This is a genomic window from Streptomyces coelicoflavus (assembly GCF_003112555.1).
Lineage (GTDB): Bacteria > Actinomycetota > Actinomycetes > Streptomycetales > Streptomycetaceae > Streptomyces > Streptomyces coelicoflavus.
This window is the reverse complement of record NZ_BEWB01000016.1, coordinates 56,596-79,316: the sequence shown is the minus strand read 5'-3', so window position 1 is coordinate 79,316 and position 22,721 is coordinate 56,596. Positions and strand designations below refer to the sequence as shown.

Below are 22,721 nucleotides of genomic sequence, written 5' to 3'. Positions count from 1 at the left end.
GGTCGGGTGCGATCGAGAAGCCCTGCCAGCCGGCTCCGCACAAGGGGTCGTGGTGGCGGGGCGCCGGGTTCCCGGCCGTTCGGGATTTCTGACACCCGTGGGGGCCCGGCACTCAGGCACCGGCGAGCGCCGACGCCCCCGACTCCGACTCCGCCTCCGCCTCCGCCTCCCCGACCAGTCCGGCCAGCGCGGTCCGGGCCCGCGCGACGCGGGAGCGGACCGTGCCGACGCGACAGCCGAGGATGGTGGCGGCCTCGGCGTAGGGGAAGCCGAGGAGCTGGGTGACGACGAAGGCGTCGCGTCCGTCCGCGCGGATGGTCGCCAGCAACTCCCGGAGCGCGACGCCCTCCTCGAAGCCGGGCAGGTCACGGGGCTGGGCCTCCTCGGCCGCACGGCACCAGTCCTCCCGGTCGGCGCGCCGGGGCCGGGCCGCGGCGTACCGGAAGCTGTCCACCACGGTGCGCCGGGCGATGGTCAGCAGCCAGACGCGGGCGGCCGACCGTCCCTCGAACCGGGGAAGGCCGACCAGGGCCCGTACGAAGACCTCCTGGGTGAGGTCGTCGACCTCCTGCGGGTCGGGGCTGAGGTGGGCCACGAAGGTGCGCACGTCGTGGTGGAGCGCCCGGACGAACAGGTCGGCCGTGCGGGCGTCGCCGTCCCTGGCGGCCAGCGCGAGCCGGGTCGCCTCCGCGTCGGAGGCCGCCGAGTGCCGCCTCCCGGAGCGGCCGACGGCGGAACACCGGCCTGGGTGGGGCCGTTCAGGGGTCATCGCCACCAGCTCCTCGCACCGGGCACCTGCTGTCTGCGGGGGTCTCCTCCCGCCCGGGAGCGCGGCCCCGGGTGTCGTTCGGGTTTACGCGCCCTTGCGGCGAAACGTTGAAGCGGACCGGCGTGCGTGACGCCCGTACGCCGCCCCTGTGACGCGCGCCACGCGCCCGCCCAGGAACTCACGCCGCGAGCTCCCCGACTCCTCAGGAAACGCGGCTCGATCCCTTCGACGCCGCGCACCACGAGCGACCTGGAGAACCCGTGACGGCCGAATCCCGACCCAAGTCCCCGGAGGCGGGCACGTCGGCCCGAGCGCTCGCTCCGCCCCCGGTGCTGTACGGCTTCCTCCTGCTGCTGGCGCTGATGTTCGCGGTGTCGTACGCCGTCGGGTCGGTCGCCGGCCCGGTCGCACCCGGGATGTCGGGCTCGTCGGACACCGGCGTCGAGGCTCCCGGCAACGGCGGCGCGGGCGGGGACGGCGGCGGCAGCGGGGGTCAGGACATGGACATGGGCGGAATGAGCTGAGGAGGCACCGATGGACACCGAACCCACTGCCACCGGCCCGCTCACGGTGACGACCGACCTGACCGTCGGCGGCATGACCTGCGCGGCCTGTGTGAACCGCGTCGAGAAGAAGCTCGGCAAGCTGGAAGGGGTCACGGCCAGCGTCAACCTGGCGACCGGCCGGGCCCGCGTGGAACACCCCGCGGACATCGGCGCCGAGGAACTCGTCGCGGCCGTGGAGCGGGCCGGTTACACCGCCGCCGTCCCCGAGCCGCCCGGCGGGGCGCGGCCCGCGGACGACGCGGGCGAGACCGCAGGACCGGGCGGCGGGAGCGAGGGCGGGGCCGACCGGGAAGAACGCCACCGGCTCGTGGTCACCGCCCTGCTCTCGCTGCCCGTGCTCGCCGTGTCCATGGTGCCCGCGCTGCAGTTCGTGAACTGGCAGTGGCTGTGCTTCACCCTCACCGCCCCCGTCGTCTTCTGGAGCGCGTGGCCGTTCCACGTGCGGGCCCTGCGCGGACTGCGGCACTCGGCCGCGACCATGGACACCCTGGTGTCCCTGGGTGTGGTCGCCTCCTTCGCGTGGTCCACGTACGCGCTGTTCCTGGGCGGTGCGGGCGAACCGGGCATGGAGATGGCCTTCTCGCTGCTGCCCGGCGCGGCCACCGACGCCCCGGCGATCTACCTCGAGGCGACCGTCAGCGTCCCGCTGTTCGTGCTCGCGGGCCGCTACCTGGAGGCTCGGGCCAGGCGCGGGACCGGGGAGGCACTGCGCTCGCTGGCACGGCTGACGGCCAAGGAAGTGGCGGTCCGCGAGAACGGCACCGAACGGCTCGTCCCCGTGGAGGAACTGACCGTCGGACAGGTCTTCGTGGTCCGCCCCGGTGAACGGGCGGCCACCGACGGCCAGGTCGTGAAGGGCAGTTCCGCCGTGGACCTGTCCCTGGTCACCGGCGAGAGCGAGCCGGTCGAGGTGGGCCCGGGCTCGGCCGTGGTCGGCGGAGCGGTCAACGCCGGCGGGCTGCTGCTCGTGCGAGCGACCGCCGTCGGCGCCGACACCCAACTCGCCCGGATCGCGCAGCTGGTGACCGACGCCCAGGCCGGCAAGGCGAAGGCGCAGCGGCTGGCGGACCGGGTCGCCGGGTTCTTCGTTCCGGTGGTGCTGGCGCTGGCCGTGACCACGCTGGGCTTCTGGCTGGGCGCGGGAGCCGACGCGCAGCCGGCCGTCACCGCGTGCGTCGCCGTCCTGGTCGTCGCCTGCCCCTGCGCCCTCGGTCTGGCCACGCCCACCGCGCTCATGGCCGCCACCGGCCGCGGCGCCCAGATCGGCGTGCTCGTGAAGGGGCCGCAGTCCCTGGAGGGCCTCCAGCACCTCGACGCGGTCGTCCTGGACAAGACCGGCACCCTCACCTCCGGGCACATGAGCGTCGCCCGGGTGACGGCGGTCCCCGGCGGGCTGGACGAGGACGCCGTACTGCGGCTGGCCGGTGCGGTGGAGCAGGGCTCGGAGCATCCGCTGGGCCGCGCCGTCGCCGCGCACGCGCGCCGGGAACTGCCCGGCGAGGACCTGCCCGAGGTCCACGACTTCCGGGCGCTGACCGGGCGCGGGGTGTCCGGGCGGGTGGAGGACCGGCGGGTGGAGGTCCTGGCACCCGGGGACGACCTGTCCGGCCCGCTCGCCGAGGCGCTGGCGGCGGCCGAGAAGGCCGCGCACACCCCGGTCCTGGTGTGCGTGGACGGGGTGGAGCAGGCCCTGATCGAGGTCGGTGACGTCGTACGGCCCGGCAGCTACCGGGCCGTGGAACGGCTGCGGCGGCTGGGAGTGCGCCCGGTGCTCGCCACCGGGGACCGCGAGGCGCCCGCACAGGCCGTCGCCGACGCTCTCGGTGTCACCGACGTGTACGCGCGCCGCAGCCCCGAGGACAAGGCGGACCTGGTGCGGGAGCTGCGGGAGCAGGGTTACCGGGTCGCGGTCGTCGGCGACGGTGTGAACGACGCCGCCGCACTCGTCGGCGCCGACCTCGGCATCGCCATGGGCAGCGGCACGGACGTGGCCATCGGCGCCGCCGACGTGACCCTGTCCCGCGGCAGCATCGACGCCCTGGCCGACGCGGTGCAACTCGCGCGGCGCACCCTGCGCACCATCCGGACCAACCTGGTGTGGGCCTTCGGCTACAACGTGGTGACCGTGCCGCTGGCCATGGTCGGCCTGCTGAACCCCATGCTGGCCGCCGCGGCGATGTCGCTCAGCTCCCTGCTGGTGGTCGGCAACAGTCTGCGGCTGCGCGCCTGGCAGCCCGCGCCCGCACGCAGGAGGATCCGATGACCGTCCCGATGAACACACTCCTGCGGCGCCTGTCCCGGCGCCGGCTGACCGACACCGCGCTGGCCGCCCTCGCCCCCGTCGTAGCGTGCGGCGTCGCCCTCGGCGGCCTGACCGCCTGGGCCGGCGCGGGCGGGGCGGGCCGTCCCACCGTGCGGATCGACGTCGCCTACGGCCGGGTCTTCCTGCCGTTCGGCGAGACGACGGAGACGTCCGCGTACTTCGACGTCACCAACACCGGTGACACCGACGACCGGCTGGTCGCGGTGACCTACTCCGGCCGGGAGGCCGGCCTCAGCCGGCACTTCATGACGCCCAGTGGCGCCGCGTCCAAGGAGTCCCTGGATTCCGTCGGCGTCCCGGCCGGCGACCGGCTGTCCATGTCCCCGCACGGTGTGGACGTGACCCTGACGGCACGGCCCGGCTGGCGCACCGGCGACCTCGTGCGCTTCACCCTGCGCTTCGAACGCCGCGGCAAGGTCGACGCCCTCGCGGTGGTCACGCCGCCGGGAGCCTCACCGGCATGAACCGCCGTCAGCCACAGGTGTGTTCCGACCCCTCAGCGTCCGCCGCGCAGCCGACGCACCGCCAGCACGGTGGCGCACACCGCGGTCACGACACCCGCGACCAGGTGCACCCAGGTGCCGGCCCCGGCGTAGGAGGCCACCGTGTTGCCCCCGACGCTGACCACGAGGACCACCCAGAGCACGGTGCGGGCCACTCCCCCGTCGGCGCCCTCCTGCGGTGTCCCGCCACGGACGGAGACCGGCGGAAGCTGTGCGGGGTCCGGGTAGGTCATGGCTGCTCCGTGAGGGGTGAGGAGAAACAGTGCGAGGTCTTCGACGCTACGGACCGTCACATCCCGTGCCGATCCCTCAGGCCGCCGGATCGGTGGTACAGCAGGCTGTACCTTTTCCCGCCGCCCCTCCGCACAGGCCATGACGGCACATAGGGTGACGGCGTACTTGGAGGGCCGGTGAAAGGCGAAACGTGACCGCCCGGCATACACACGAACCGGCGGCCCCGAGCGGGACCGGCCCGGATCAGTCCTGGAAGTCGGCCGTCCTCGGCAGTCTGTCCGCCGCGCTCGCCGCGCTCAGGCAGCTCGTGGGCGGCTTCGGCACGGCCGTCCTCGCCCTGGCGCTCCTCGGCCTGCTCGCGCTGACGGCCGTCGCCTCTCTGGCGGGCGTCGGGCTGCTGCTCGCGCCCGCCCTGCTGCGTGCCGTGCACGCGCTCGCCCGCCGCGAACGCGGGCGCCTGTCCCGCCACGGCGTCGAGATCGTCGCCCCGGATCCGGCGCCCGTGCGGCTGCGGCTCGCCCTGGCCGACGACACCACCCGGCGTGAGCTGCGCTGGCTGGCGGTCCACGCCACGTTCGGTCTGCTCGCCGGTCTGCTCGGGCTGCTGCTGCCGGTCTTCGCCGTCCGCGACACCCTCTTCCCGCTGGTGTGGCCGCTCGCCCCGTCGGGTGCCACGAGCACGTCGCTGGGGTTCGGCACCGCCGACTCGTGGGCGCAGGCCAGTGTGGTGTCCCTGCTGGGTGTGGGGTGGATCGCCATCATCCTGGGGCTGGGCCCCGGGCTGGCCCGGCTTCAGGCCCGGCCCGCGGTGCGCCTCCTGGCGGCCGGTCCGGGCACCGACCTCTCCCTGCGGATCGCCGAGCTGACCGCGACCCGGGCCGCCGCGCTGGACGCCCACGCCGTCGAACTGCGCCGGATCGAGCGGTCCCTGCACGACGGCACGCAGAACCGCCTGGTCAGCGTCACCGTGCTGCTCGGAGCGGCCCGCCGCATGGTGGCCCGCGACGCGGCGGGCGCGGAGGAGCTCCTCGAACGCGCCCAGTCGGCCGCCGAACAGGCACTGTCCGAGCTGCGGGCCGTCGCACGCGGCATCCTGCCGCCCGTCCTCGCCGACCGGGGCCTGGCCGGAGCGCTCTCCGGTCTCGCGGCGAACAGCGGGGTGCCCTGCCGCACCGACGTCGACCTCCCGGAGCGGTGCCCCGCCTCGGTCGAGGCCAGCGCCTACTTCGTGGTGGCCGAGGCCCTCACCAACGTCGCCAAGCACAGTGGCGCCACCGACGTCGCCGTCACCGTGCGCAGCCGGGGCGGACGGCTCCTGCTGCGCGTCGAGGACGACGGCCACGGCGGCGCCGACGAGGCGGGCGGGTCCGGGCTGACCGGCATCCGGCGCCGTATCGCGGCACACGACGGTGTGCTGCGCCTGACCAGTCCGCGCGGCGGACCGACTGTTCTCGAGGTGGATTTCCCATGCGGATCGTGATGGCGGAGGACGACCCCCTGCTGCGGGAGGGGCTGGCGCTGCTGCTGCGCGCGGAGTCGCTGGACGTGGTCGCCAAGGTGGGCTCGGCCGACGAGGTGCTGGACGCCATCGACGCCCACCGGCCCGACGTCGCGATCCTCGACGTGCGGATGCCGCCCACCCACACCGACGAGGGCATCCGGGCGGCCGTCGAGGCGCGCCGCCGTCACCCGGGGCTCGCCGTGCTCGTCCTGTCCGCGTACGTGGAGCAGAGCTTCGCCACCGATCTGCTCACCGACGGCGTCGGCGGCATCGGCTATCTCCTCAAGGAGCGGGTCGGGCGGGTGGAGGAGTTCCTCGACGCGCTGCACCGGGTGGCCGCCGGCGGTACCGCCATCGACCCCGAGGTCGTCTCGCAGCTGTTCACCCGCTCGCGTCAGGACGTGCGTCTGGAGCGTCTGACGCCGCGTGAGCGGGACGTGCTGGCGCTGATGGCGGAGGGGCTCGGCAACATCGCCATCGCGCAGCGCCTCGTCGTCACGGACGGGGCCGTGCACAAGCACATCCGCAACATCTTCGCCAAGCTGGACCTGGCGCCCAACCAGCAGGTCGACCGGCGGGTCGCCGCGATCCTGCACTACCTGGAGAACGCCCGCCGCCCCTGACCCGTCCGCCGCCCTCGGGGCGTCATCCGGCCGGACCCGGGCCGCCGACACCGATCACGGCGCTCACCCGTCGTCCCCAGGGATGCCGGACCGTCTCGGTCCGGTCGGCCAGGCAGCCGACGATGTCCAGGCCGCGCCCGCATTCGCCGGGCGCGGGCGGCCGGGGCGGCGCGGACGGCGCGCCGTGGTCGGTGACGTCGATGCGCAGGGTGTCCCCGGCCAGGGCGAGTGCGACCGTCAGGTCGGACCGGCCGTGGCGCACCGCGTTGGTGGCGAGTTCGCTCACGATGAGCACGGCCGCCTCGCCGTGCTCCCCGTGCACTCCCCAGCGGGCCAGGACGGCCGCGGTGAAGCGGCGGGCGGCGCGGACGCCCTGCTCGCGTGCCCGCATGTCCACCACGGCCCGCCCGGGGACCGGGGTGGACGGCGGGTCGGCGTCGCCGCTCTTCGGTAACAGTGCCGGGTGGGACATCGGGTCGCCTTCTCGGAGTCGGGGCAAGACCGTGGCCGAGTGTCCTGGTGGCCGGACGGGGTGTTACGCGTGCGAGCCGTCCCGCGCGCCGCGCCGTCGCAGTACAGCGACGGCGAGCCCGGCGGCCACGGCGACTCCCGCTGCGATCACCGCGATCAGCGGGCCGGACGAGCCGGAGTCGGACTCCTCGGCGGCGGCCGGTGCGGGTGTCGCCGCGTCGACGGAAGGAGCACCGACGGAGGGAGCCGGGACGGATGCGGAGGTGCCCGGCTGCTGGGCGCCGTCGGCGGAGCCGGGCGGCGGGCTGGCCTCGGGGTCCACGACAAGGACCGGTGCGGGGAACTCCGGTTCCTCGTCGCCGGTCTTGGGCTGGTTCCACGCGACGGAGGTGCCGTTGGAGTAGGTCTGTTCGGTGTTGAAGGTCAGGGAGTACCGGTCCGGAACGGGGCCGACGTTCGCCCGGAAGGTCTCGCTCTGGGCGGGCTGGATCTCGTGCCCCTGCTCCGCCGTCCAGACCAGCTGCGTGCCCTTGCCGCCCGTCCCCGGGAGCGTCTCCTGGTTCCAGCCGTCGAGCTTCGGCACCGAGGTGATCATCAGGTCCGTGGGGACCTCGACCGTGATGCGGACGGTGGTGGCTTCGGCGAGTTCGCTGGGCACGCGGAACTGAAGGGTGGCGGGCTTGCCGGGGATGACGTCGCCGATGACCCGGACGTGGGCCGTGGCGGCGCCGGCCGAGAGCAGGACCGCGCCCGCCGCCCCGGCGACAGTGATCAGTGGGGTGATGCGCCGTCGAGTGCGGCGGGACATGGCAACGTCCTCTCAGGTCGGTGTCGGTGTCGGGAGCGGGGTCAGCAGCAGTCGCAGTACAGGAGGTCGGCGGTCTTCACGCCGTGGCTGTGGCCGCTGGCCTGGGAGGCGAAGGCCGCCTTCTGGACGGGGCTCACCGCGCCCTTGACCTCCACGGCGATGCTCTCGCCGTTGAAGCTGCCGAAGGACAGCGCCATGGGCGTCTTGCCCTCCTTGTCGGTGGGGAACGTCCGCAGGAGGGTCTTCTTGCCGTCGGCGGCCACGGAGTAGGCCTGGTAGACGGTGTCCGCCTTGAGCCCGCGCGCCTGGAGCTGGATCATGTCCAGTCCGGCCACGGGGCGGACGGTGGCCTCCAGGACACGTCCCTTGACCGGGTCCAGGGTGTCGCCGCGCTTGCCGTCGGGCAGGGTGGTCGGCACGTTGTGGGCCTGCTGGCCCAGTCCCTGCCGGCCGAGGTTGGGAGCGCTGCCGGCCCGGTTGGTGGCCCGGGGGGCGTAGACGATGGCCTGCGGTTCCTGGCCGGACGCGATGGTGTCGACCACCTTGTTGGTGACCGTGTCGATGACGTCCACCGCGTCGGACTTCTCCAGGCCGACGTAGAGGCGGGAGCCGTCACCGCTGGCCCAGGCGCCGTGCGGGGCATGCCCGCCATTCTTGATCTTGGTGATGAGCTGCGGGGCGCCGTGGGTCCGCTTGTAGACCCAGGTCTCGTCGAGCCCGCCCATCGTCAGGTAGACGAACTTCCCCTTGCGGTTGTCGACGAACTGCGGGTGGTTGGTGTCGGGGCCGGTGTTGAGCACCGTGACGACCTCGTTGCGCTCGAGGTCGAGCACGGTGATCTTGCCGTCACGCTTGTGCGACACCCAGATCCGCTTGCCGTCGGGGGAGATGGCCTGGTCCGAGGAGAAGGTGGCGCCGAGCCCGGTGATGCGCTTGGTGATCTTGCGGGAGCGCACGTCGATCACGTCGACTTCGGCCTTGCTGGTGAAGTTGACGTACGCGTACTGGCCGTCGGGGCTCATGAGCACCTTCGAGGGGCCGTCGCCGACGCGGACGGTGCCGGTGACGCCGCCGTGCCTGGTGTCGACGATGGAGACCGTGTCGCGGCCGCGGTTGGCGACCCAGAACTCCTTGCCGTCGGCGGTGAAGCTGCCCTCGTGCGCGGCGCGGCCCACGTCGGTGGTGTTGAGGACCTTGTTGGTCCGGGTGTCGACCATGTGGACGGTGTTGCTCGTGACGCTCACCACGGCCAGCAGCCGGCGGTCCGGCGAGTAGGCCAGGCCGTGCACGCCGGAGTCACCGCTGTACTGCGGGCTGAAGGTGCTGCCGACGCGCTGGTCGCCCAGGGCGATGGTGCCCAGCGTCTTGTTGGTCGAGGGGTCGATCACCGTCACCGTGTTGGACGACTGGTCGGCGGTGTAGAGCCGGTCCCGGCCCGAGACCGGGATCGGGCGGTGCTTGTCCGTGGCACCGGCCTTGGCCATCGTCTGCTCGGGGCTTGCCTGCGCCATGGAGGCGGCCGCGACACCGCCGCCGCCCACTCCCAGCGTGGCGATGAGCATCCATGTTGCGCGACGCGCAGTAGACATCTGTGGTCTCCGTTGTCTGTCGACTGTTGATTTCGGGCAGGGCGAACCGCCGGGGGCTCCGGGTACGACGAGTCGCCCGAGCGCCCGGTGAACGCGGCGTCAGTTGGTCTGTGGGTGCGGTCCCGGCCGGGTGGTCAGGCCTGCCGGGAGGCGGACGGGGAGGGGTCGGGCGGCGACACGCGGACGTGGGTCACCACGCGCCCCGACTCGTCCTCGACCAGCAGCGCGGTGATGGTGTCCCGGCGCATGGCCGTCATCATGCGGGTGGACACCTCGTCGTCGGAATCGGCTCGTACGCTGCCGCCCGGCATGCGCGTGCCCTCGGCGTTGACGGTCACCATCCGGTAGGTCTCGCCCTTCTTGAGCCCGGACAGCACCACCGGCACCTCGGTGCCTCCGGGGCGCTCGACCATCCCTCCGTCACGGACGAGCTCCACGGACGCCGTCGTCGCGGGCGGCGGCTGGTCCTGGTCCAGCGTGAGCGGGACGACCGCCGCGGCCGCCGTGACGAAGGCGGCGGACACACCGAGGGCGATACGGCGCCGGTAGCGGGGCCTGGGGGCGGGCTCCGGCTCGGCCACGATCCGGCGGATACGGTCACCCAGGTCGCTGGAGGGCCCGGTGCGCGCCCCCGGTGTCCGCGCCCCCGTCCAGTCGGCGAAGGGGTCGACCCGCCGCATCGTGCGGACCACGTCCTCGGCCTCGGCGGCCTCGCGGGCGCAGTCGGGACACTGGTCGACGTGCCGGGACAGTTCCTCCGGCAGAGGCGTCCCGAGCAGCAGGTGTTCGGTCAGGAGCGGCCGGAAGGGTACGCATTCCTTGTTCATGGTGCCAGCCACCCGTTCTCCTCGAGGATGAGCCGCAACGACCGCACGCCGTAGTACAGCCGGCTGCGCATGGTGGACGCCGGGACTCCCAGCTCCTCCCCCAGTTCGGCGCAGGTACGACCGCCGAAGTACACCTCCACCACCGCCTCCCTGTGCTGCGGGCTCAGCCGCTCCAGCGCCTCCCCCAGCTGGATCCGCTCCAGGAGCTGATCGACGGGGTCGAACGCCGAGGACGACTCGGACACGGCGTCCCACGAGGAGAAGCCGGTCCCTTCGCGGACCTTGCGCCGCCGGATGGCGTCCACCACCGCGTTCCGGGCGATGGCGAACAGCCAGGTACGCATGGATCCCTGACTCGGGTCGTAGCCGCGGGGCGACTTCCAGGCGCGGACGAAGGTCTCCTGGACGACGTCCTCGGCGAGCTGCCGGTCGTCCAGTGCCTTGAACGCGAACCCTAAGAGTTCACCGCCGTAGAGATCGTAGGCGGCCTGCACCTCACGGTCGGTGCGCAGTGCGGTCGGCTCCGTGTCCTTCGACGCGAACCGTCCGCGCAGCCATTTCACGGGGCTACCGCTCACCGACACGGCCGTCCGCGTCCGATCCGTGCCAGGGGGCCATGATGCCGTCCATTTCCGCAGACGATGTGGTCACCAGGGGATACGCGGCCTTCGACATCCGTGTTGAAAGAGCTTGAAAATTTGTTGGTACGGCGGAAAACACGCAGGTCACATCCTTGCATTCGCTGATCCCGGGTGCACCGGGACACGTGAGAGGCCCGAGCACCGCGGGAAGCGGTGGCACGGGCCCGGTCACAGTCACAGGGGTGCGGCGGCGCCGACGCCACGGTCACGGGGGCGTCAAGGGCGCCGACGAGAGTCGTCGGCCGCGGTCAGACCTCCACCTTCTCGGCGGCGGGGTCGGCGGCCTTGGTCCGGTCCGTGAACCGGCCCTCCGACTTCGCGATCACGAGAGCGGCGAGCGAGTTGCCGGTGACGTTCAGACCGGTCCGTGCCATGTCGACCACGAAGTCGACGGCCAGCAGGATGGCGATCCCCTCGGCGGGCAGCCCGATGGTCGCGCCGGCGGAGAAGAGCACGACGATCGAGGCCGAGGGAACGCCCGCGATTCCCTTGGTCAGCAGCATCAGCACCAGCAGGGTGGTGATCAGACGCGGCACCGTCAGCTCCACGCCGTAGGCGTGGGCGAGGAAGACCACCGCGAGGCCCTCGTACATCGTGGCGCCGTCGGCGTTGAAGGAATAGCCGAGGGGCAGGGTGAACGAGGACACCTTCCGGTCCACGCCGAACTTGTCGAGGCGCTCGATCAGCGGCGCGAGGACCACCTCGGAGCTGCGCGTCACGAACGACAGGAACAGCAGGTCCCCGACCGCGCGCAGCATCCGGACGTACGGCACCCGGAACACGACGGCGATGAGCGGGAACAGCACGACGAGGACCACGAGGACGGCGGCGTAGAAGACGAGGACGAACACCGCCAGCTTCACCACCAGGTCCCAGCCGTAGTGAGCGGTGTTGTACGCGACGAACGCGACGACGGCCAGCGGGGTCAGCTTGATGATCCACGTGATCATCTGGAACATCGCGTCGGCGACGGCGTCGAAGACCGCGACCACGGGCTTGGCCTTGTCGCCGATCTTGGTCAGTGCCATCCCGAGGAAGACCGCGAAGAAGAGGATCGACAGCAGTTCCCCCTCGCCCGCCGACGCGAAAACGTTCTCGGGAATGATGTGCAGGAACAGGTTCTTCAGATCGACGCTCCGGCCTATTCCCTCGGTGTCGGCAGGGTCGACCGATCCCAGATTCGCACCCTTTCCAATTCCGGAGACAAAGGCGGCGAACAATGTGAACGCCAGAATCACCGTCGTGACGATCTCGAAGTAGAGCAGCGCCTTGGTGGCCATGCGCCCCACGGTCTTCGCCGACTCCATGCGCGCCACGGACACGACGATGAGCGGGAAGATCAGCGGAACGATGGTCATCTTGATCAGCCGGATGAAGCCGTCTCCCACGATCTTCAGCTCGTCGGAGAAGGCCGGCGCGGCCACGCCCAGCAGGGCGCCGACCACGAGCGCGATCAGGACCTGCACGCCGAGGGGCGGCAGCGTGATCCGTCGTCGGCGGCTCTCGGCGGGCGGAGCATTCTCCGCGACGACCGTTCCTGAATTCGACATGAGCAACAGGTCCTTTCCCTTGCCGGTGAGGAGACATTTGGCGGGACCGAACCCCTCAGGTCAAGAAGAAGGAACGTGTCATGCGTTCTGCGCATGACCGGTGCCGAAACAGACATTGGACAGCGGTTCACCCGGCGGCTTAACTGTTGGCACATTCGCCCGAGGTCACCTGTAGAGGAGCATTCCATGGTCCAGACGGCACGTTTCGCGCGGTTTCCTCTGGGACAGTTCCCGACCGCCCTCGAACCGATGGAGCGGCTGACCGACCATCTGCGGCAGAGCCATGCCTCGGTGCCCAACCTGTGGATCAAGCGCGACGACTGCACGGGGCTCGCCACCGGCGGCAACAAGACGCGGAAGCTGGAGTTCCTGGTCGGTGAGGCCATCCAGCAGGGCGCCGACGTCCTCATCACCCAGGGCGCCACCCAGTCCAACCACGCCCGGCAGACCGCCGCGGCGGCCGTCCGCGCCGGCATGGAGTGCAAGCTGTTCCTCGAGAAGCGCCAGTCACGCGACGAGGAGTACGAACTCTCCGGCAACGTGCTCCTGGACGAACTGCTCGGGGCGGAGGTCGTCGACCGCGTACCGGCCGGGACCGACATGCAGGAGGCCATGGAGATGCTGGCCGACGAACTGCGCGCGGCGGGCAGGCGCCCGTACGTGATTCCCGGCGGCGGTTCCAACCCGCTGGGCGCGGTGGGCTACGTCCTGTGCGCCCAGGAACTGGAGGCCGCCCCCGTGCCCGTCGACTGGATCGTGCACGGCACCGGGAGCACGGGCACCCAGGCCGGCCTCGTCGCCGGGCTGCGGGCGATGCACAGCCCGGCGAAGGTGCTCGGCGTCAGTGTGCGGCAGCCGGAGGAGAAGCAGATCTCCGCCGTCCTGGGTCTGGCGGAACGCACCGCGGCCCTGATCGGGGCCGAGGGCGTGGTCACGCGGGACGACGTCCTGGTCGACGACCGCTGGGTCGGCGGCGGCTACGGCGTGCCGACGGACTCCATGATCGAGGCGGTCCGCCTCGTCGCCTCCACCGAGGGTGTCCTGCTCGACCCGGTCTACTCGGGCAAGGGCTTCGCCGGTCTGCTGGGCAACATAGCCGAGGGCCGCTTCGCCACCGACGACAACGTCGTCTTCCTGCACACCGGCGGGAGCGCGGCGCTGTTCGGCTACCGGTCCACGTTCCAGACGCCGTGAGCGGGCCCGAGCACCTGGTCGGCATCCTCGGCGGCATGGGACCGGCCGCCACCGCCGAGTTCTACGCCAAGCTGATCCGGCGCACACCGGTCACCCGCGACCAGGACCACCTCCGGGTCGCGATCTGGGCCGACCCGACCGTCCCCGACCGGGTCGGGGCCGTACTGGGCGGCACCACCGACCCCTACCCGGCCATGCTGGAAGGCGCGCGGCGGCTGCGCGACGTCGGTGCGACCGTCGCCGTGATGCCGTGCCACACCGCGCACGTCTTCCTGCCGGCCCTCGTCGGGGACTCGGGGCTGCGGTTCCTGGACATGGTCGGCGAGACGGTGGCCGAACTGGAGCGGCGGGACGGCGCGGCGGGCGGTATCGGCCTGCTCGGCACGCGCGCCACGCTGGCCTCGGGTCTCTACCAGAACCGGTTGCGCGCGGAACGCTTCGACGTCGTGCTGCCGCAGGAGACGACGCAGTGGCAGGTCGACCTCGCGATCAAGAAGGTCAAGCAGGGCAACCCCAGGGCAGCCGGCCAGCACCTCGACAACGCGGTACGCGCGATGGCCCGCACCGACGCGAGCACGATCGTCCTGGCCTGCACCGAACTCCCCCTGGCGGCACGCCACCTGACCCCGGCGGGCGGCCCGGAACTCCTCGACCCCACCGATCTGCTGGCCGACGCGGTGATCCGGGAGTGCCGAGGCACGCCGCCCGCGACGGGCGGGTACAGGGCCGGCTAGGGACGCCGGGGTCCCGGCCGGGGCGGGGGACCGGCCGGGAGGGGCCGGGAGGGGCCGGCCCGGGTGCCGTCCGGCGACCTGACACGCAGGACGGCACCCGGGCCGGTCGAGGACCTGCCCCGGTCAGGAATCGGTCATCGCGAGTTCGGCGGCCCGGTGCCAGATGGCCGCCGCACGCGAGGGCACCTTGTCGCTCGGCACCCGGTACAGCCGGATCTCCAGTCGCGCCGTCAGCGACGCGTCACCGGTCTGCCGCAGTGTCCCCGCGGCCAGTTCGGCGCTCACCAGCCGGGCGGGCAGCCAGCCCACGCCCAGCCCCGCGCCGATCAGCGCCGCCAGCCCGGAGGTGAAGTCGCTCTGCGCGACGGGTGCGAGGTGCAGATCCCGGTCCGCCAGAACCCGCTCGGTCACCCGGCCGAGGAAGGCACCCTGGCTGTGCGTGACCACGGGGACCGGACGGGCCGCGGTGCCGGGCAGCGCGAAGCCGGGCTGCCCGTCCCGCACCGAGGTGTACGGGGCGAGCACGTCGTCCGCCAGCACCATCCACTCGACGTCGGCGACCGGGATGCTCAGCGGCAGGGACGGATCCGCGTAGGCGAGCAGCAGGTCGCAGCCACCGTGGAACAGCGCGTCGTAGGCGTCGAGCGTGTTGGACGGCAGCAGGACGCAGGGCACGGGCCCCTGTTCGCCGCAGCGCGCCCACCACTGGGCGAAGAACGTCGTCGCCAGCGTGTGGGTGACCGCGACCCGCACGGCACCCCGCGGTGCCCGTTGCCGGCCGCGGATCTCGTCGCGGACCGCGCCGATGGCGGCCACGGTCTCGATCGCGCCGGCGCGGACCTTGACGCCCGCCGGAGTCAGGCTCACGGGGTAGGTCGAGCGGTCCACCAGCGGTTCGCCGAACCAGATCTCCAGCGCGCGGATCCGGCGGCTGAAGGCGGGCTGGCTCACGTGCTGCGCCTCCGCGGCGCGCGTGAAGCTGCCGTGCTCGACGAGTGCGAGGAAGCTTTCCAGCCAGCCGATGTCCACGAACGGAGTCTAGCGAGACCGTGTGCGGACAGCCGCAGGCAAGCGAACGACAACGTCCGGCCAAGGGCGTGCGAAGAGTATGGGTTCCAATCTCCCGGTCCGGGACGGGAGTGACCCCCACACGACCGGCGGCACAAGATTGGGTACCACCCATGCACGGGATCACGGAGGCGGGCATCCGCCCCGCCCGACCCCGGCGTCCCACCCCGGACGCCGACCGCGACGGCTTCGTCCGGGGCGTCTACGACGAGTACGGCCCCTCGCTCCTGCGCTACGCGGCACGGCTGCTGGGAGGGGACTCGCACAAGGCGGAGGACGTCCTCCAGGAGGCCGCGGCCCGCGCCTGGACGCACGCGGACGTCTTTCGCGGTCATGACCAGCACCTGCGGCGGTGGCTGTTCACCGTGGTCAGGAACCTGGTCACCGATCATCACCGGGCCGCGGGACTCAGGCCCCTGAAACTGGTGCCCGCCGAGGAGCTCGACGCCGTCTGGGAGCGTCCGGACCACGAGCTCACCCTCCACGTGGTGCACAACGCGGTGCTGGACCTCAATGAACAGCAGCGCACCGTGATCGGGCTCGTGTACTACCTGGAGTACACGGTGGACCAGGCCGCGGAGTACCTCGGCATCCCGTCCGGCACGGTCAAGAGCCGCGCCTTCTACGCCATACGGGCGCTGCGCAAGGCGCTGGAGGACCAGGGGGTACTCGACGTCTGACGCGGCGCCCGGCACGGACCGAGATTTCCGTCCCGTCCGGTGAACCGAACCACTGACCAGCCCGTTGTGCGGGGTGTGGGAAGCCGGATGTCGCTCTCGCCTGTGGGGGGCGGCGCTTTCGGCGGTGACGCCGCGCACGGTTCCCCGGCCGCGCGTGGCACGGCTCTGGCGGATTCCTTGCCGCATCCGCCAGGGCCGGGGGCCGGCTGAGCCGGCCGGTGGGAGCACCGACGGAGTGGGTGTTCCGGGCCGGCTCAGCCAACACACCTTCCCGGCGTGCCGGAACGCCTGTCGGTACGTCCCGTCGGCTCAGCCGACGCCGGTCAGCGGCAGTGCCACGGCGACGCACAGCATGACCGCGGCCGTCACGGCGGGCGCCCACAGACGAAGCCCCCGGTCCTCCTGGCCGTCGTGGTAGAGGAAGGCAGCCGCGAGCAGGAAGAGCCCCGCGGCGGCGACGGCCCCGGCCACCATCACGTAACCGGCCGTCAGCAGCCCTGCACCCCCCAGCAGTTCGAGAGCACCGATGCCCTGGCACGCCGCCGGCGAGCTGCCCCGTGCCGCTGACCACGAACACCCCTCCGTACAGCACGGTCACGGCCGTCAACGCGATATGCACTTGTCCGGTCTCCCTCTCGCGGCGATGACGGCCCGGGCAGCGGTGCAGTACCGCCCGGACCGTCATCGCCTCAACGGTGGGAACCGTCCCTCGGTACACACGGTTTGAGGGACCGGCGCATCACAAGGAGGAGGTCAGGTACTGGAGGGCAAGACTGGTGACCGAGACCACGACCCACAGACAGGCTCCCAGCAGCAGGGGTCTGGGACCGGCCCGGCGCAGTCCCCGCAGGTCGGTCGTCAGGCCGATCGCCGAGAGCGCCACCGTGATCATGAAGACGCACAGGGTGGTCAGGCCGGGGTGGGCCCGGTCCGGGATGAGTCCGAGGGTGTTGACCAGCGCGGTCAGCAGGAACCCGACGAGGAACCAGGGGACCAGCTTCAGGACGTTCAGACGCGGTCCGGCGCCCGGCCCACCGGCACCTGGCCCACCGGCACCCGGGTCACCGGCACCCGGACCGCCGGTGCCCGCGGCGAGGGCCCGGCGCTTGGTCAGCGCGGCCAGCCACAGGCAGATCGGGATGATCAGGAGGGTCCGCGTGAGCTTGACGACGACCGCGTACTGCCCGGCCTCGTCGCCGTAGGTCGCGGCGGCGGCGACGACCGAGGACGTGTCGTTGACTGCGGTTCCGGCGAAGAGCCCGAAGGCCTGCTGGCTCATGTCCAGCAGATGCCCCAGGACCGGGAAGACGAGCACCGCGGCGATGTTGAACAGGAAGATCGTCGACACCGCGTAGGCGACCTCGGCGCTCGCGGCGCCGATGACCGGAGTGACCGCCGCGATGGCGGAGGCACCGCAGATGCTGGTGCCGACGCCGATCAGGGTGCGCAGGTCGCGTCCGATGCCCAGCCTGCGGCCGACGAAGTACGCGGCCGCCAGACAGGCCACCAGGGACCCCAGCATGACCGGAAGCGAACTGCCCCCGACCCGCACGACCTGGGTGAGCGAGAGCTGGCACCCGAGCAGGACGACCGACAGCTGAAGGACGAACTTGCTCGCGGTGGTGATGCCCGGCTTGAGCCGCTCCGCCGGACGCCGCACGGCCGCCAGGGCGACGCCGATGACGATGCCCGCGACCGGGCCCCCGACCAGGGGGAACCAGCCGCCCACCACGGTGGCCACCGAAGCGACGGCCACCGCGACGGCCAGGCCCGGCAGCCGGTCCACGAGGCGCCGCGACCACGGGCCTGCGGGGGCCGCCGCGACCGGTGCACCCATGGTCCGTTCCGTCGCCCTCCCGCTCCGGCCGGGGTTCGCACTGCCGCTGTCATCACTCATGGCGACACTGTGGGCAGCCCTCTGACCAGGCCGGTAGCCCTCTCATGGTGGGGAGGTCATAAACAAGGGGAATGAGTGCACGGGCTGACTCGCCGGTCAGCCGTTCCTACGCTTGCGGCATGAGTGGTCTGCCGGATGTGGAAGCGCTGCGGCTGCTGGTGCTCGTCGGAGAACTGGGCAGCCTGGGCAAGGCCGCCGCCGAGCTCGGCATCGCCCAGCCGTCGGCGAGCAAGCGGGTGGCGACCCTGGAACGCAGGCTGGGTCTGGCGCTCATCGAACGCACCCGGCGCGGCTCCACCCTGACGACGGACGGTCAGGCGGTGGCCGGCCGGGCGCAGCGCGTTCTGGACGAACTCGCGGCGCTCATGGCGGACGTGGAGGCCCAGCGCGGCCGGCTCAACGGCACCCTGCGGGTGGCGGCCAGCATGACGGTCGCGGAGTACCTGGTGCCGCCCTGGATCGGCGAGCTGTGCCAGGAGCACCCGCATCTGCACGTCGGCCTTCAGGTCACCAACAGCGAGCACGTCCCGGAACTGCTGCGCAGCGGCGCGGTGGAGATCGGGTTCATCGAGTCGCCGCACGTGCCCCGCGACCTGACCTGCAAGACGGTGGCCACCGACCGGCTGATCGTCGTCGTGGCACCCGCCCACCCGTGGGCCCGGCGCCGCAGACCCCTGCTGGCGGCCGAGCTCGCCGCCACTCCCCTGGTCGTCCGCGAACGCGGCTCGGGCACCCGGGTCGCCCTGGAGCGGGCCCTGCGCCGCGCCGGGGCGGAGGAGACCCGCCCGCTGCTGGAACTTGGTTCGGCGGCGGCCGTGCGGGGGGCCGTGATCGCGGGCACCGCGCCGGCGGTGATCAGCGAACTCGCGGTGGGCACCGATCTCACCGACGGCCGGCTCGTCCGGGTGGACGTCGACGGGGTCGAACTGCGGCGTGTGCTGAGGGCCGTGTGGCCCTCGGGCCGGTCTCTGATAGGCCCTGCCGCCGACCTGCTCGCCGTCGCGGCACGGCGGCGGGCGTGAGCGGTGCGCGTGACCGGGTACGGCCCGTCCGGTCGGGACGAACCGTACCCGGGCGGCACAGCCCCCTGGGGGGAGTAGGGGCGTGCCACTGCGGGCAAACGCGACACCCACGCAGAGGGATACGCACCTGCCCCGCCGTGTGTTGAAGGCGATCGCCTCACAACGGCAGGGTTATGCCCAGCTCCCTCATCGCGATCGACGGGGGCCCGCCCTCCGAACGCTCGGTCTTGTATCCCCTGACCCGGGCGTCGAGGGTACGGGGGTCGACGGCTTCGGCCGGTGCGCCCTTGGTGTAAAGGCCCTCGTAGGGGCGGGCCATGAGGAATCCGGGCGGAGCGGCGTCGGCGTAGTCGCCGAGGAGCTTCATCAGGACGTCCAGCAGAACGCTCTTGCCGTTCTTGCCGTAGCCGAAGAGGAACGGCAGGATCTGGCCGCCGACGTCTCCGGTGATGGAGTAGCCGAGCAGCAGTTGCAGGTAGGCGATCACTTCCCGGCCCTCGGCGTCGTCGCCGAAGGTGTCGGTGAGGAAGCGCACCCAGCGCGGCGCGGGGCCGTGGTCGGGTCGGGCTGCTTGATCAGGCCGGTACGCAGGCCACGTGCATGGCTCCCTGCTGGTGGTATGCCTCGGCTGCCCCGGGCGTTCCTGCCGTGGGCGGGTGGCGGCAGCGGTCCCGCACGGCTATGCGGCATCCGTTTCACGAGCAGCGGTCGCGGCATAGTCGGTCGGGGTCCGGCCGTAGTGCCCGCGGAAGGCGCGCGCGAAGTGGCCGCTGTCGGCGAACTGCCAGCGGGCGGCTATCTCCGTGACGGTCATGCGTCGGTGCGGAGCGACGAGCGCGCGGCATGCCTCCTCGAGGCGGCGGCGCCGGATGTAGGTGCTCAGCGGTTGGCCTTCCCTGGCGAAGGCCCGTTGGAGGGTGCGCGGGGAGACGTTCAGCTCCCGGGCGACAGCCGCGGCGGACAGGGCGGGGTCGGTGAGCCGGCGGTCGGCCAGGTCTCGCGCGGCTTGGGCCAGGGCCGGCGACAACAGGGGCTCCACGTCGTCCAGGCCGCCCCCCGCGGCGGCCCGGGCCAACTCGGCCAGGGTGCTGCGGGCGGCGTCGACCCCGGCCGGCCCGAGACGGTCCAAGGTCCGGCCCACCATGGCGGCGTGCGCCGTCAGCAGCCGCACCTCGGCGGTGCCGGCCGGACCGGAAGCCGGCCGGCCCCGTTGGGGCCGCACCTCTGCGGCGGGCAGCACGAGTACCTGCACGACGGTGTGTGGCGCCGCGGAGAAGTGGGACAGCCTTCCCGTCTGTACCAGCAGGCGGCCGGCCGGTGCCGTGTGCTCGGCTCCTCCCTGTTCGCCGAACCGCCAGGCCCCTCGGTGCACGATCCACAGGCGTACGTGATCGTCGGCCCCGACCCGTCGGCCCGCCGTCCGCAGGGCGGCCGCGGTCTCGAAGCGGTTGAACATCATGTCCCGCACCCGGAACCCGCGGGACCGCACCGAGAAGCCGGACACGGTCGTCCGGCGGAACGGAGCCAGCGCGAAGGGCTCGCCCATCCGGCTCCGCCACTCGTGTGCGAAGACGCTGAAGGCGTTCGCGCCGCTCACGTCTGCCGAGAAAGTGCCGCTCATCGTTGTCGCAAATCTCCCGTTCGGGCTGACGCACCGGTCCGAGGTACCGAGACCGCACGCTTCCTACCGTTGTTCCGGCATACGACGAAGATCCGACATCCGTGGTCCGGAATGTCGATACGAGGGTAACGAGGTGGCGAATTGAGCACGCTCGCGATCGTGGGCGCAGGCCCGCAACTGGGGCGCGCGATCGGCCGGCGGTTCGCCGCCGAGGGGGTCGACGTGGCGCTGATCGCCCGCAGCCGCACGACGCTGCAGGCAGTGGCCGACGAGTTGTCCGACACGGGCGTGCGGGCCGAGGCGTTCCCCGCCGACGTGACCGACCGTCCCGCTCTGCACGCCGCGCTCACCGCAGCCGAGGAGCGGCTGGGACCGATCGACATACTCGAGTACTCGCCCGCGCCGTCCCCGGCCGATCTGCGCCGGGCGCCGCTGGTCGAGGCCACGAAGGTCACCGTCGACTCGGTTCTGGCCCAGCTGGACCTCTATCTGCTCGGGGGCGTGGCGGCGGTGCAGCACGTCCTGCCAGGCATGCTGGAGCGCGGCACGGGGACGATCCTGGTCAGCAGCGGGGCGGGATCGGGGCCGGTGATCGCCCCGCACGTGGCGAACGTCCAGATCGCCACCGGCGGGATGCGCAACTGGATCCTCAACCTGCACGCGGCGCTCTCGGGTACCGGCGTCTACGCCGCGCACGTGGCGATCGCCGCCTACATCGGCCAAGGGGGCCACGACTCCCAGCCGCAGACGATCGCCCACGCCTACTGGCGGCTGCACACCGGGCGCACCGAAGCCGAGCTGGTCGTCCAGGATCTGCCGGACGACTACCTGGACCGGGGGCTGGCCGACAAGTTCGTCGAGTCGTGAGTCGCCGGCGGCTGCGCGGCCGAAGCAGACGGAGGCCGCTGTGCCGTTCCGGCCGTCCACGGTGGTGGTGCCGTGGACGGCCGAAACACTGTCGGGGACGTGGTGCTCTTCGGAGAGCCCGCTCCAGAAGCGTTTCGCCGCACAACGGCCTGCCCGAGCACAAGACTTGTACGTGTGTTCCGCTTCATTGGAAGCGTCGGTGCGCGTCGGCGGCCCCAGTTCGGCTGATCACCGGCGCCGGGCCGCGGGAAGCGCCGTCCGCCCGTACGAACGGGCAGCACAGACCGAGGAGACCACAATGGTGACCAGTCCCGCGCTGCGCGACGTCCACGTCCCGCACGCCTACCCCGAAGAGCAGGTCGATCTCGGCGAGATCACCATGAACTACGCCGAGGCCGGTGACCCGGACCGGCCCGCCGTACTGCTGATCCCCGAGCAGACGGGATCCTGGTGGTCGTACGAGGAGGCGATGGGCCTCCTCTCGGAGCACTTCCACGTCTACGCCGTCGACCTGCGGGGCCAGGGGCGCAGCAGTTGGACCCCGAAGCGGTACAGCCTCGACAACTTCGGCAACGACCTGGTCCGGTTCATCGCCCTGGTGGTGAAGCGGCCCGTCGTCGTCGCGGGCAATTCCTCCGGCGGCGTCCTCGCGGCGTGGCTGTCGGCGTACTCCATGCCCGGTCAGCTTCGCGGCGTTCTGTGCGAGGACCCGCCGTTCTTCGCGTCCGAACTCGTCCCCGCACACGGTCACTCGGTCCGGCAGGGAGCGGGCCCGGTGTTCGAGCTGTTCCGCACGTATCTCGGCGACCAGTGGAGCGTGGGTGACTGGGAGGGGTTCTGCCGCGCGGCCGGCGCCTCGGCGTCGCCGATGGCGCGGTCCTTCGTGGCGGACGGGATCCCGCAGCACCTGAAGGAGTACGACCCGGAATGGGCCCGGGCCTTCTACGAGGGGACCGTCGGGCTGAGCTGCCCGCACGAACGCATGCTGGGCCAGGTCAAAACGCCGGTGCTCCTCACGCACCACATGCGCGGCATCGACCCGGAGACCGGGAACCTGCTCGGGGCGCTGTCCGACGAACAGGCCGCGCGCGCCAGGCGGTTGATGGATTCGGCGGGGGTGACGGTCGACTACGAATCGGTGCCGGACGCGTCACACATGATGCACCAGTCCGCCCCGGCGCGGTACGTCGAGATCTTCACGCGGTGGGCGGCCGCACTGGCCCCGTGACCGGG

At 72.2% G+C, this 22,721-nt stretch carries 24 protein-coding genes; 11 read left to right on the top strand and 13 right to left on the bottom strand.

Going from position 1 to position 22,721, the window contains the following annotated elements; translation table 11 throughout:
• Positions 1 to 112: 112 nt before the first annotated feature.
• The gene (locus tag Sco07f_RS33375; protein ID WP_108990056.1) at positions 113 to 769 is read right to left on the bottom strand and encodes a sigma-70 family RNA polymerase sigma factor; all 657 of its coding nucleotides are present in this window, start codon (positions 767 to 769) and stop codon (positions 113 to 115) included.
• 260 nt (positions 770 to 1,029) lie between these two features.
• Here Sco07f_RS33375 and Sco07f_RS33370 point away from each other — a divergent pair, with 260 nt between their 5' ends.
• The 3 genes from Sco07f_RS33370 to Sco07f_RS33360 are packed head-to-tail and all read left to right on the top strand — an operon-like array spanning position 1,030 to position 4,122.
• On the top strand, positions 1,030 to 1,293 hold the full coding sequence (locus Sco07f_RS33370) for a hypothetical protein (RefSeq protein WP_108990055.1): 264 nt from the start codon (positions 1,030 to 1,032) through the stop codon (positions 1,291 to 1,293).
• Positions 1,294 to 1,303: 10 nt separating this feature from the next.
• The gene (locus Sco07f_RS33365) at positions 1,304 to 3,598 is read left to right on the top strand and encodes a heavy metal translocating P-type ATPase (protein ID WP_108990054.1); all 2,295 of its coding nucleotides are present in this window, start codon (positions 1,304 to 1,306) and stop codon (positions 3,596 to 3,598) included.
• Complete coding sequence (locus Sco07f_RS33360) at positions 3,595 to 4,122, top strand: copper chaperone PCu(A)C (RefSeq protein WP_087792625.1); 528 nt, start codon at positions 3,595 to 3,597, stop codon at positions 4,120 to 4,122. The genes Sco07f_RS33365 and Sco07f_RS33360 overlap by 4 nt, the downstream gene beginning before the upstream one ends.
• 32 nt (positions 4,123 to 4,154) lie before the next feature.
• Here Sco07f_RS33360 and Sco07f_RS33355 read toward each other — a convergent pair whose 3' ends face one another.
• Positions 4,155 to 4,394: a hypothetical protein gene (locus Sco07f_RS33355; RefSeq protein WP_087792624.1), complete on the bottom strand. Its 240-nt coding sequence runs from the start codon at positions 4,392 to 4,394 to the stop codon at positions 4,155 to 4,157.
• 275 nt (positions 4,395 to 4,669) lie between these two features.
• On the opposite strand from Sco07f_RS33355, the gene Sco07f_RS33350 reads away from it, so the two are divergent.
• Both Sco07f_RS33350 and Sco07f_RS33345 read left to right on the top strand, forming a co-directional pair.
• Entirely contained in the window at positions 4,670 to 5,875 is a 1,206-nt protein-coding gene (locus tag Sco07f_RS33350; protein WP_087793134.1) for a sensor histidine kinase, read from the top strand.
• A complete protein-coding gene (locus Sco07f_RS33345; protein ID WP_108990053.1) occupies positions 5,863 to 6,519 on the top strand; it encodes a response regulator in 657 nt (218 codons plus the stop codon). The genes Sco07f_RS33350 and Sco07f_RS33345 overlap by 13 nt, the downstream gene beginning before the upstream one ends.
• A gap of 22 nt (positions 6,520 to 6,541) precedes the next feature.
• Here the strand turns inward: Sco07f_RS33345 and Sco07f_RS33340 are convergent, their stop codons facing one another.
• From Sco07f_RS33340 to Sco07f_RS33315, 6 genes are all read right to left on the bottom strand, one after another.
• Complete coding sequence (locus Sco07f_RS33340) at positions 6,542 to 6,991, bottom strand: ATP-binding protein (RefSeq protein WP_108990052.1); 450 nt, start codon at positions 6,989 to 6,991, stop codon at positions 6,542 to 6,544.
• A 63-nt stretch (positions 6,992 to 7,054) separates the two neighbouring features.
• The gene (locus Sco07f_RS33335; protein WP_108990051.1) at positions 7,055 to 7,798 is read right to left on the bottom strand and encodes a DUF1775 domain-containing protein; all 744 of its coding nucleotides are present in this window, start codon (positions 7,796 to 7,798) and stop codon (positions 7,055 to 7,057) included.
• Positions 7,799 to 7,839: 41 nt separating this feature from the next.
• Positions 7,840 to 9,387 carry a YncE family protein gene (locus Sco07f_RS33330; protein WP_108990050.1) on the bottom strand — a complete coding sequence of 516 codons (1,548 nt, stop codon included), beginning with the start codon at positions 9,385 to 9,387 and terminating at the stop codon, positions 7,840 to 7,842.
• Between the two features lie 134 nt (positions 9,388 to 9,521).
• The gene (locus Sco07f_RS33325) at positions 9,522 to 10,226 is read right to left on the bottom strand and encodes a hypothetical protein (protein WP_007446092.1); all 705 of its coding nucleotides are present in this window, start codon (positions 10,224 to 10,226) and stop codon (positions 9,522 to 9,524) included.
• Positions 10,211 to 10,792 carry a sigma-70 family RNA polymerase sigma factor gene (locus Sco07f_RS33320; protein WP_244942191.1) on the bottom strand — a complete coding sequence of 194 codons (582 nt, stop codon included), beginning with the start codon at positions 10,790 to 10,792 and terminating at the stop codon, positions 10,211 to 10,213. The genes Sco07f_RS33325 and Sco07f_RS33320 overlap by 16 nt, the downstream gene beginning before the upstream one ends.
• 311 nt (positions 10,793 to 11,103) lie before the next feature.
• Positions 11,104 to 12,405 (bottom strand): dicarboxylate/amino acid:cation symporter, encoded by a 1,302-nt coding sequence (locus tag Sco07f_RS33315; RefSeq protein ID WP_108990049.1) that lies wholly within the window; start codon positions 12,403 to 12,405, stop codon positions 11,104 to 11,106.
• Between the two features lie 186 nt (positions 12,406 to 12,591).
• On the opposite strand from Sco07f_RS33315, the gene cuyA reads away from it, so the two are divergent.
• Positions 12,592 to 13,599, top strand: coding sequence for a D-cysteate sulfo-lyase (gene cuyA / locus Sco07f_RS33310; protein WP_108990048.1), 1,008 nt, complete (start codon positions 12,592 to 12,594; stop codon positions 13,597 to 13,599).
• On the top strand, positions 13,596 to 14,333 hold the full coding sequence (gene cuyB / locus Sco07f_RS33305) for a cysteate racemase (protein ID WP_244942190.1): 738 nt from the start codon (positions 13,596 to 13,598) through the stop codon (positions 14,331 to 14,333). The genes cuyA and cuyB overlap by 4 nt, the downstream gene beginning before the upstream one ends.
• A gap of 123 nt (positions 14,334 to 14,456) precedes the next feature.
• Here cuyB and Sco07f_RS33300 read toward each other — a convergent pair whose 3' ends face one another.
• Complete coding sequence (locus tag Sco07f_RS33300; protein ID WP_007446095.1) at positions 14,457 to 15,362, bottom strand: LysR family transcriptional regulator; 906 nt, start codon at positions 15,360 to 15,362, stop codon at positions 14,457 to 14,459.
• Positions 15,363 to 15,514: 152 nt separating this feature from the next.
• Here Sco07f_RS33300 and Sco07f_RS33295 point away from each other — a divergent pair, with 152 nt between their 5' ends.
• Entirely contained in the window at positions 15,515 to 16,081 is a 567-nt protein-coding gene (locus tag Sco07f_RS33295; RefSeq protein WP_007446105.1) for a sigma-70 family RNA polymerase sigma factor, read from the top strand.
• A gap of 309 nt (positions 16,082 to 16,390) precedes the next feature.
• Here Sco07f_RS33295 and Sco07f_RS39865 read toward each other — a convergent pair whose 3' ends face one another.
• Positions 16,391 to 16,555 (bottom strand): hypothetical protein, encoded by a 165-nt coding sequence (locus Sco07f_RS39865; RefSeq protein WP_159107010.1) that lies wholly within the window; start codon positions 16,553 to 16,555, stop codon positions 16,391 to 16,393.
• Positions 16,556 to 16,820: 265 nt separating this feature from the next.
• Positions 16,821 to 17,918: a YeiH family protein gene (locus Sco07f_RS33290; RefSeq protein WP_108990047.1), complete on the bottom strand. Its 1,098-nt coding sequence runs from the start codon at positions 17,916 to 17,918 to the stop codon at positions 16,821 to 16,823.
• Positions 17,919 to 18,097: 179 nt separating this feature from the next.
• Here Sco07f_RS33290 and Sco07f_RS33285 point away from each other — a divergent pair, with 179 nt between their 5' ends.
• Entirely contained in the window at positions 18,098 to 19,000 is a 903-nt protein-coding gene (locus Sco07f_RS33285) for a LysR family transcriptional regulator (protein ID WP_108990046.1), read from the top strand.
• Positions 19,001 to 19,157: 157 nt separating this feature from the next.
• Here the strand turns inward: Sco07f_RS33285 and Sco07f_RS40890 are convergent, their stop codons facing one another.
• Together Sco07f_RS40890 and Sco07f_RS33275 are read right to left on the bottom strand one after the other, a co-directional pair.
• A complete protein-coding gene (locus Sco07f_RS40890; RefSeq protein ID WP_244942189.1) occupies positions 19,158 to 19,535 on the bottom strand; it encodes a DUF6009 family protein in 378 nt (125 codons plus the stop codon).
• 144 nt (positions 19,536 to 19,679) lie between these two features.
• Positions 19,680 to 20,621, bottom strand: coding sequence for a helix-turn-helix domain-containing protein (locus Sco07f_RS33275; protein WP_054099981.1), 942 nt, complete (start codon positions 20,619 to 20,621; stop codon positions 19,680 to 19,682).
• Positions 20,622 to 20,762: 141 nt separating this feature from the next.
• On the opposite strand from Sco07f_RS33275, the gene Sco07f_RS33270 reads away from it, so the two are divergent.
• Both Sco07f_RS33270 and Sco07f_RS33265 read left to right on the top strand, forming a co-directional pair.
• On the top strand, positions 20,763 to 21,488 hold the full coding sequence (locus Sco07f_RS33270) for an SDR family NAD(P)-dependent oxidoreductase (protein ID WP_108990045.1): 726 nt from the start codon (positions 20,763 to 20,765) through the stop codon (positions 21,486 to 21,488).
• A gap of 298 nt (positions 21,489 to 21,786) precedes the next feature.
• Entirely contained in the window at positions 21,787 to 22,716 is a 930-nt protein-coding gene (locus tag Sco07f_RS33265; RefSeq protein WP_108990044.1) for an alpha/beta fold hydrolase, read from the top strand.
• The last annotated feature ends 5 nt before the right edge of the window (positions 22,717 to 22,721 follow it).

Coding starts and splice junctions, on each gene's coding strand:
- Sco07f_RS33290 (WP_108990047.1), bottom strand. CDS start 17,918: ATGGGTGCACCGGTCGCGGCGGCCCCCGCAGGCCCGTGGTCGCGGCGC.
- Sco07f_RS33340 (WP_108990052.1), bottom strand. CDS start 6,991: ATGTCCCACCCGGCACTGTTACCGAAGAGCGGCGACGCCGACCCGCCG.
- Sco07f_RS33295 (WP_007446105.1), top strand. CDS start 15,515: ATGCACGGGATCACGGAGGCGGGCATCCGCCCCGCCCGACCCCGGCGT.
- Sco07f_RS33285 (WP_108990046.1), top strand. CDS start 18,098: ATGAGTGGTCTGCCGGATGTGGAAGCGCTGCGGCTGCTGGTGCTCGTC.
- Sco07f_RS33355 (WP_087792624.1), bottom strand. CDS start 4,394: ATGACCTACCCGGACCCCGCACAGCTTCCGCCGGTCTCCGTCCGTGGC.
- Sco07f_RS33375 (WP_108990056.1), bottom strand. CDS start 769: ATGACCCCTGAACGGCCCCACCCAGGCCGGTGTTCCGCCGTCGGCCGC.
- Sco07f_RS33275 (WP_054099981.1), bottom strand. CDS start 20,621: ATGAGCGGCACTTTCTCGGCAGACGTGAGCGGCGCGAACGCCTTCAGC.
- Sco07f_RS33365 (WP_108990054.1), top strand. CDS start 1,304: ATGGACACCGAACCCACTGCCACCGGCCCGCTCACGGTGACGACCGAC.
- Sco07f_RS33315 (WP_108990049.1), bottom strand. CDS start 12,405: ATGTCGAATTCAGGAACGGTCGTCGCGGAGAATGCTCCGCCCGCCGAG.
- Sco07f_RS33330 (WP_108990050.1), bottom strand. CDS start 9,387: ATGTCTACTGCGCGTCGCGCAACATGGATGCTCATCGCCACGCTGGGA.
- Sco07f_RS33265 (WP_108990044.1), top strand. CDS start 21,787: ATGGTGACCAGTCCCGCGCTGCGCGACGTCCACGTCCCGCACGCCTAC.
- cuyA (WP_108990048.1), top strand. CDS start 12,592: ATGGTCCAGACGGCACGTTTCGCGCGGTTTCCTCTGGGACAGTTCCCG.
- Sco07f_RS33360 (WP_087792625.1), top strand. CDS start 3,595: ATGACCGTCCCGATGAACACACTCCTGCGGCGCCTGTCCCGGCGCCGG.
- Sco07f_RS33345 (WP_108990053.1), top strand. CDS start 5,863: ATGCGGATCGTGATGGCGGAGGACGACCCCCTGCTGCGGGAGGGGCTG.
- Sco07f_RS33335 (WP_108990051.1), bottom strand. CDS start 7,798: ATGTCCCGCCGCACTCGACGGCGCATCACCCCACTGATCACTGTCGCC.
- Sco07f_RS39865 (WP_159107010.1), bottom strand. CDS start 16,555: ATGGTGGCCGGGGCCGTCGCCGCCGCGGGGCTCTTCCTGCTCGCGGCT.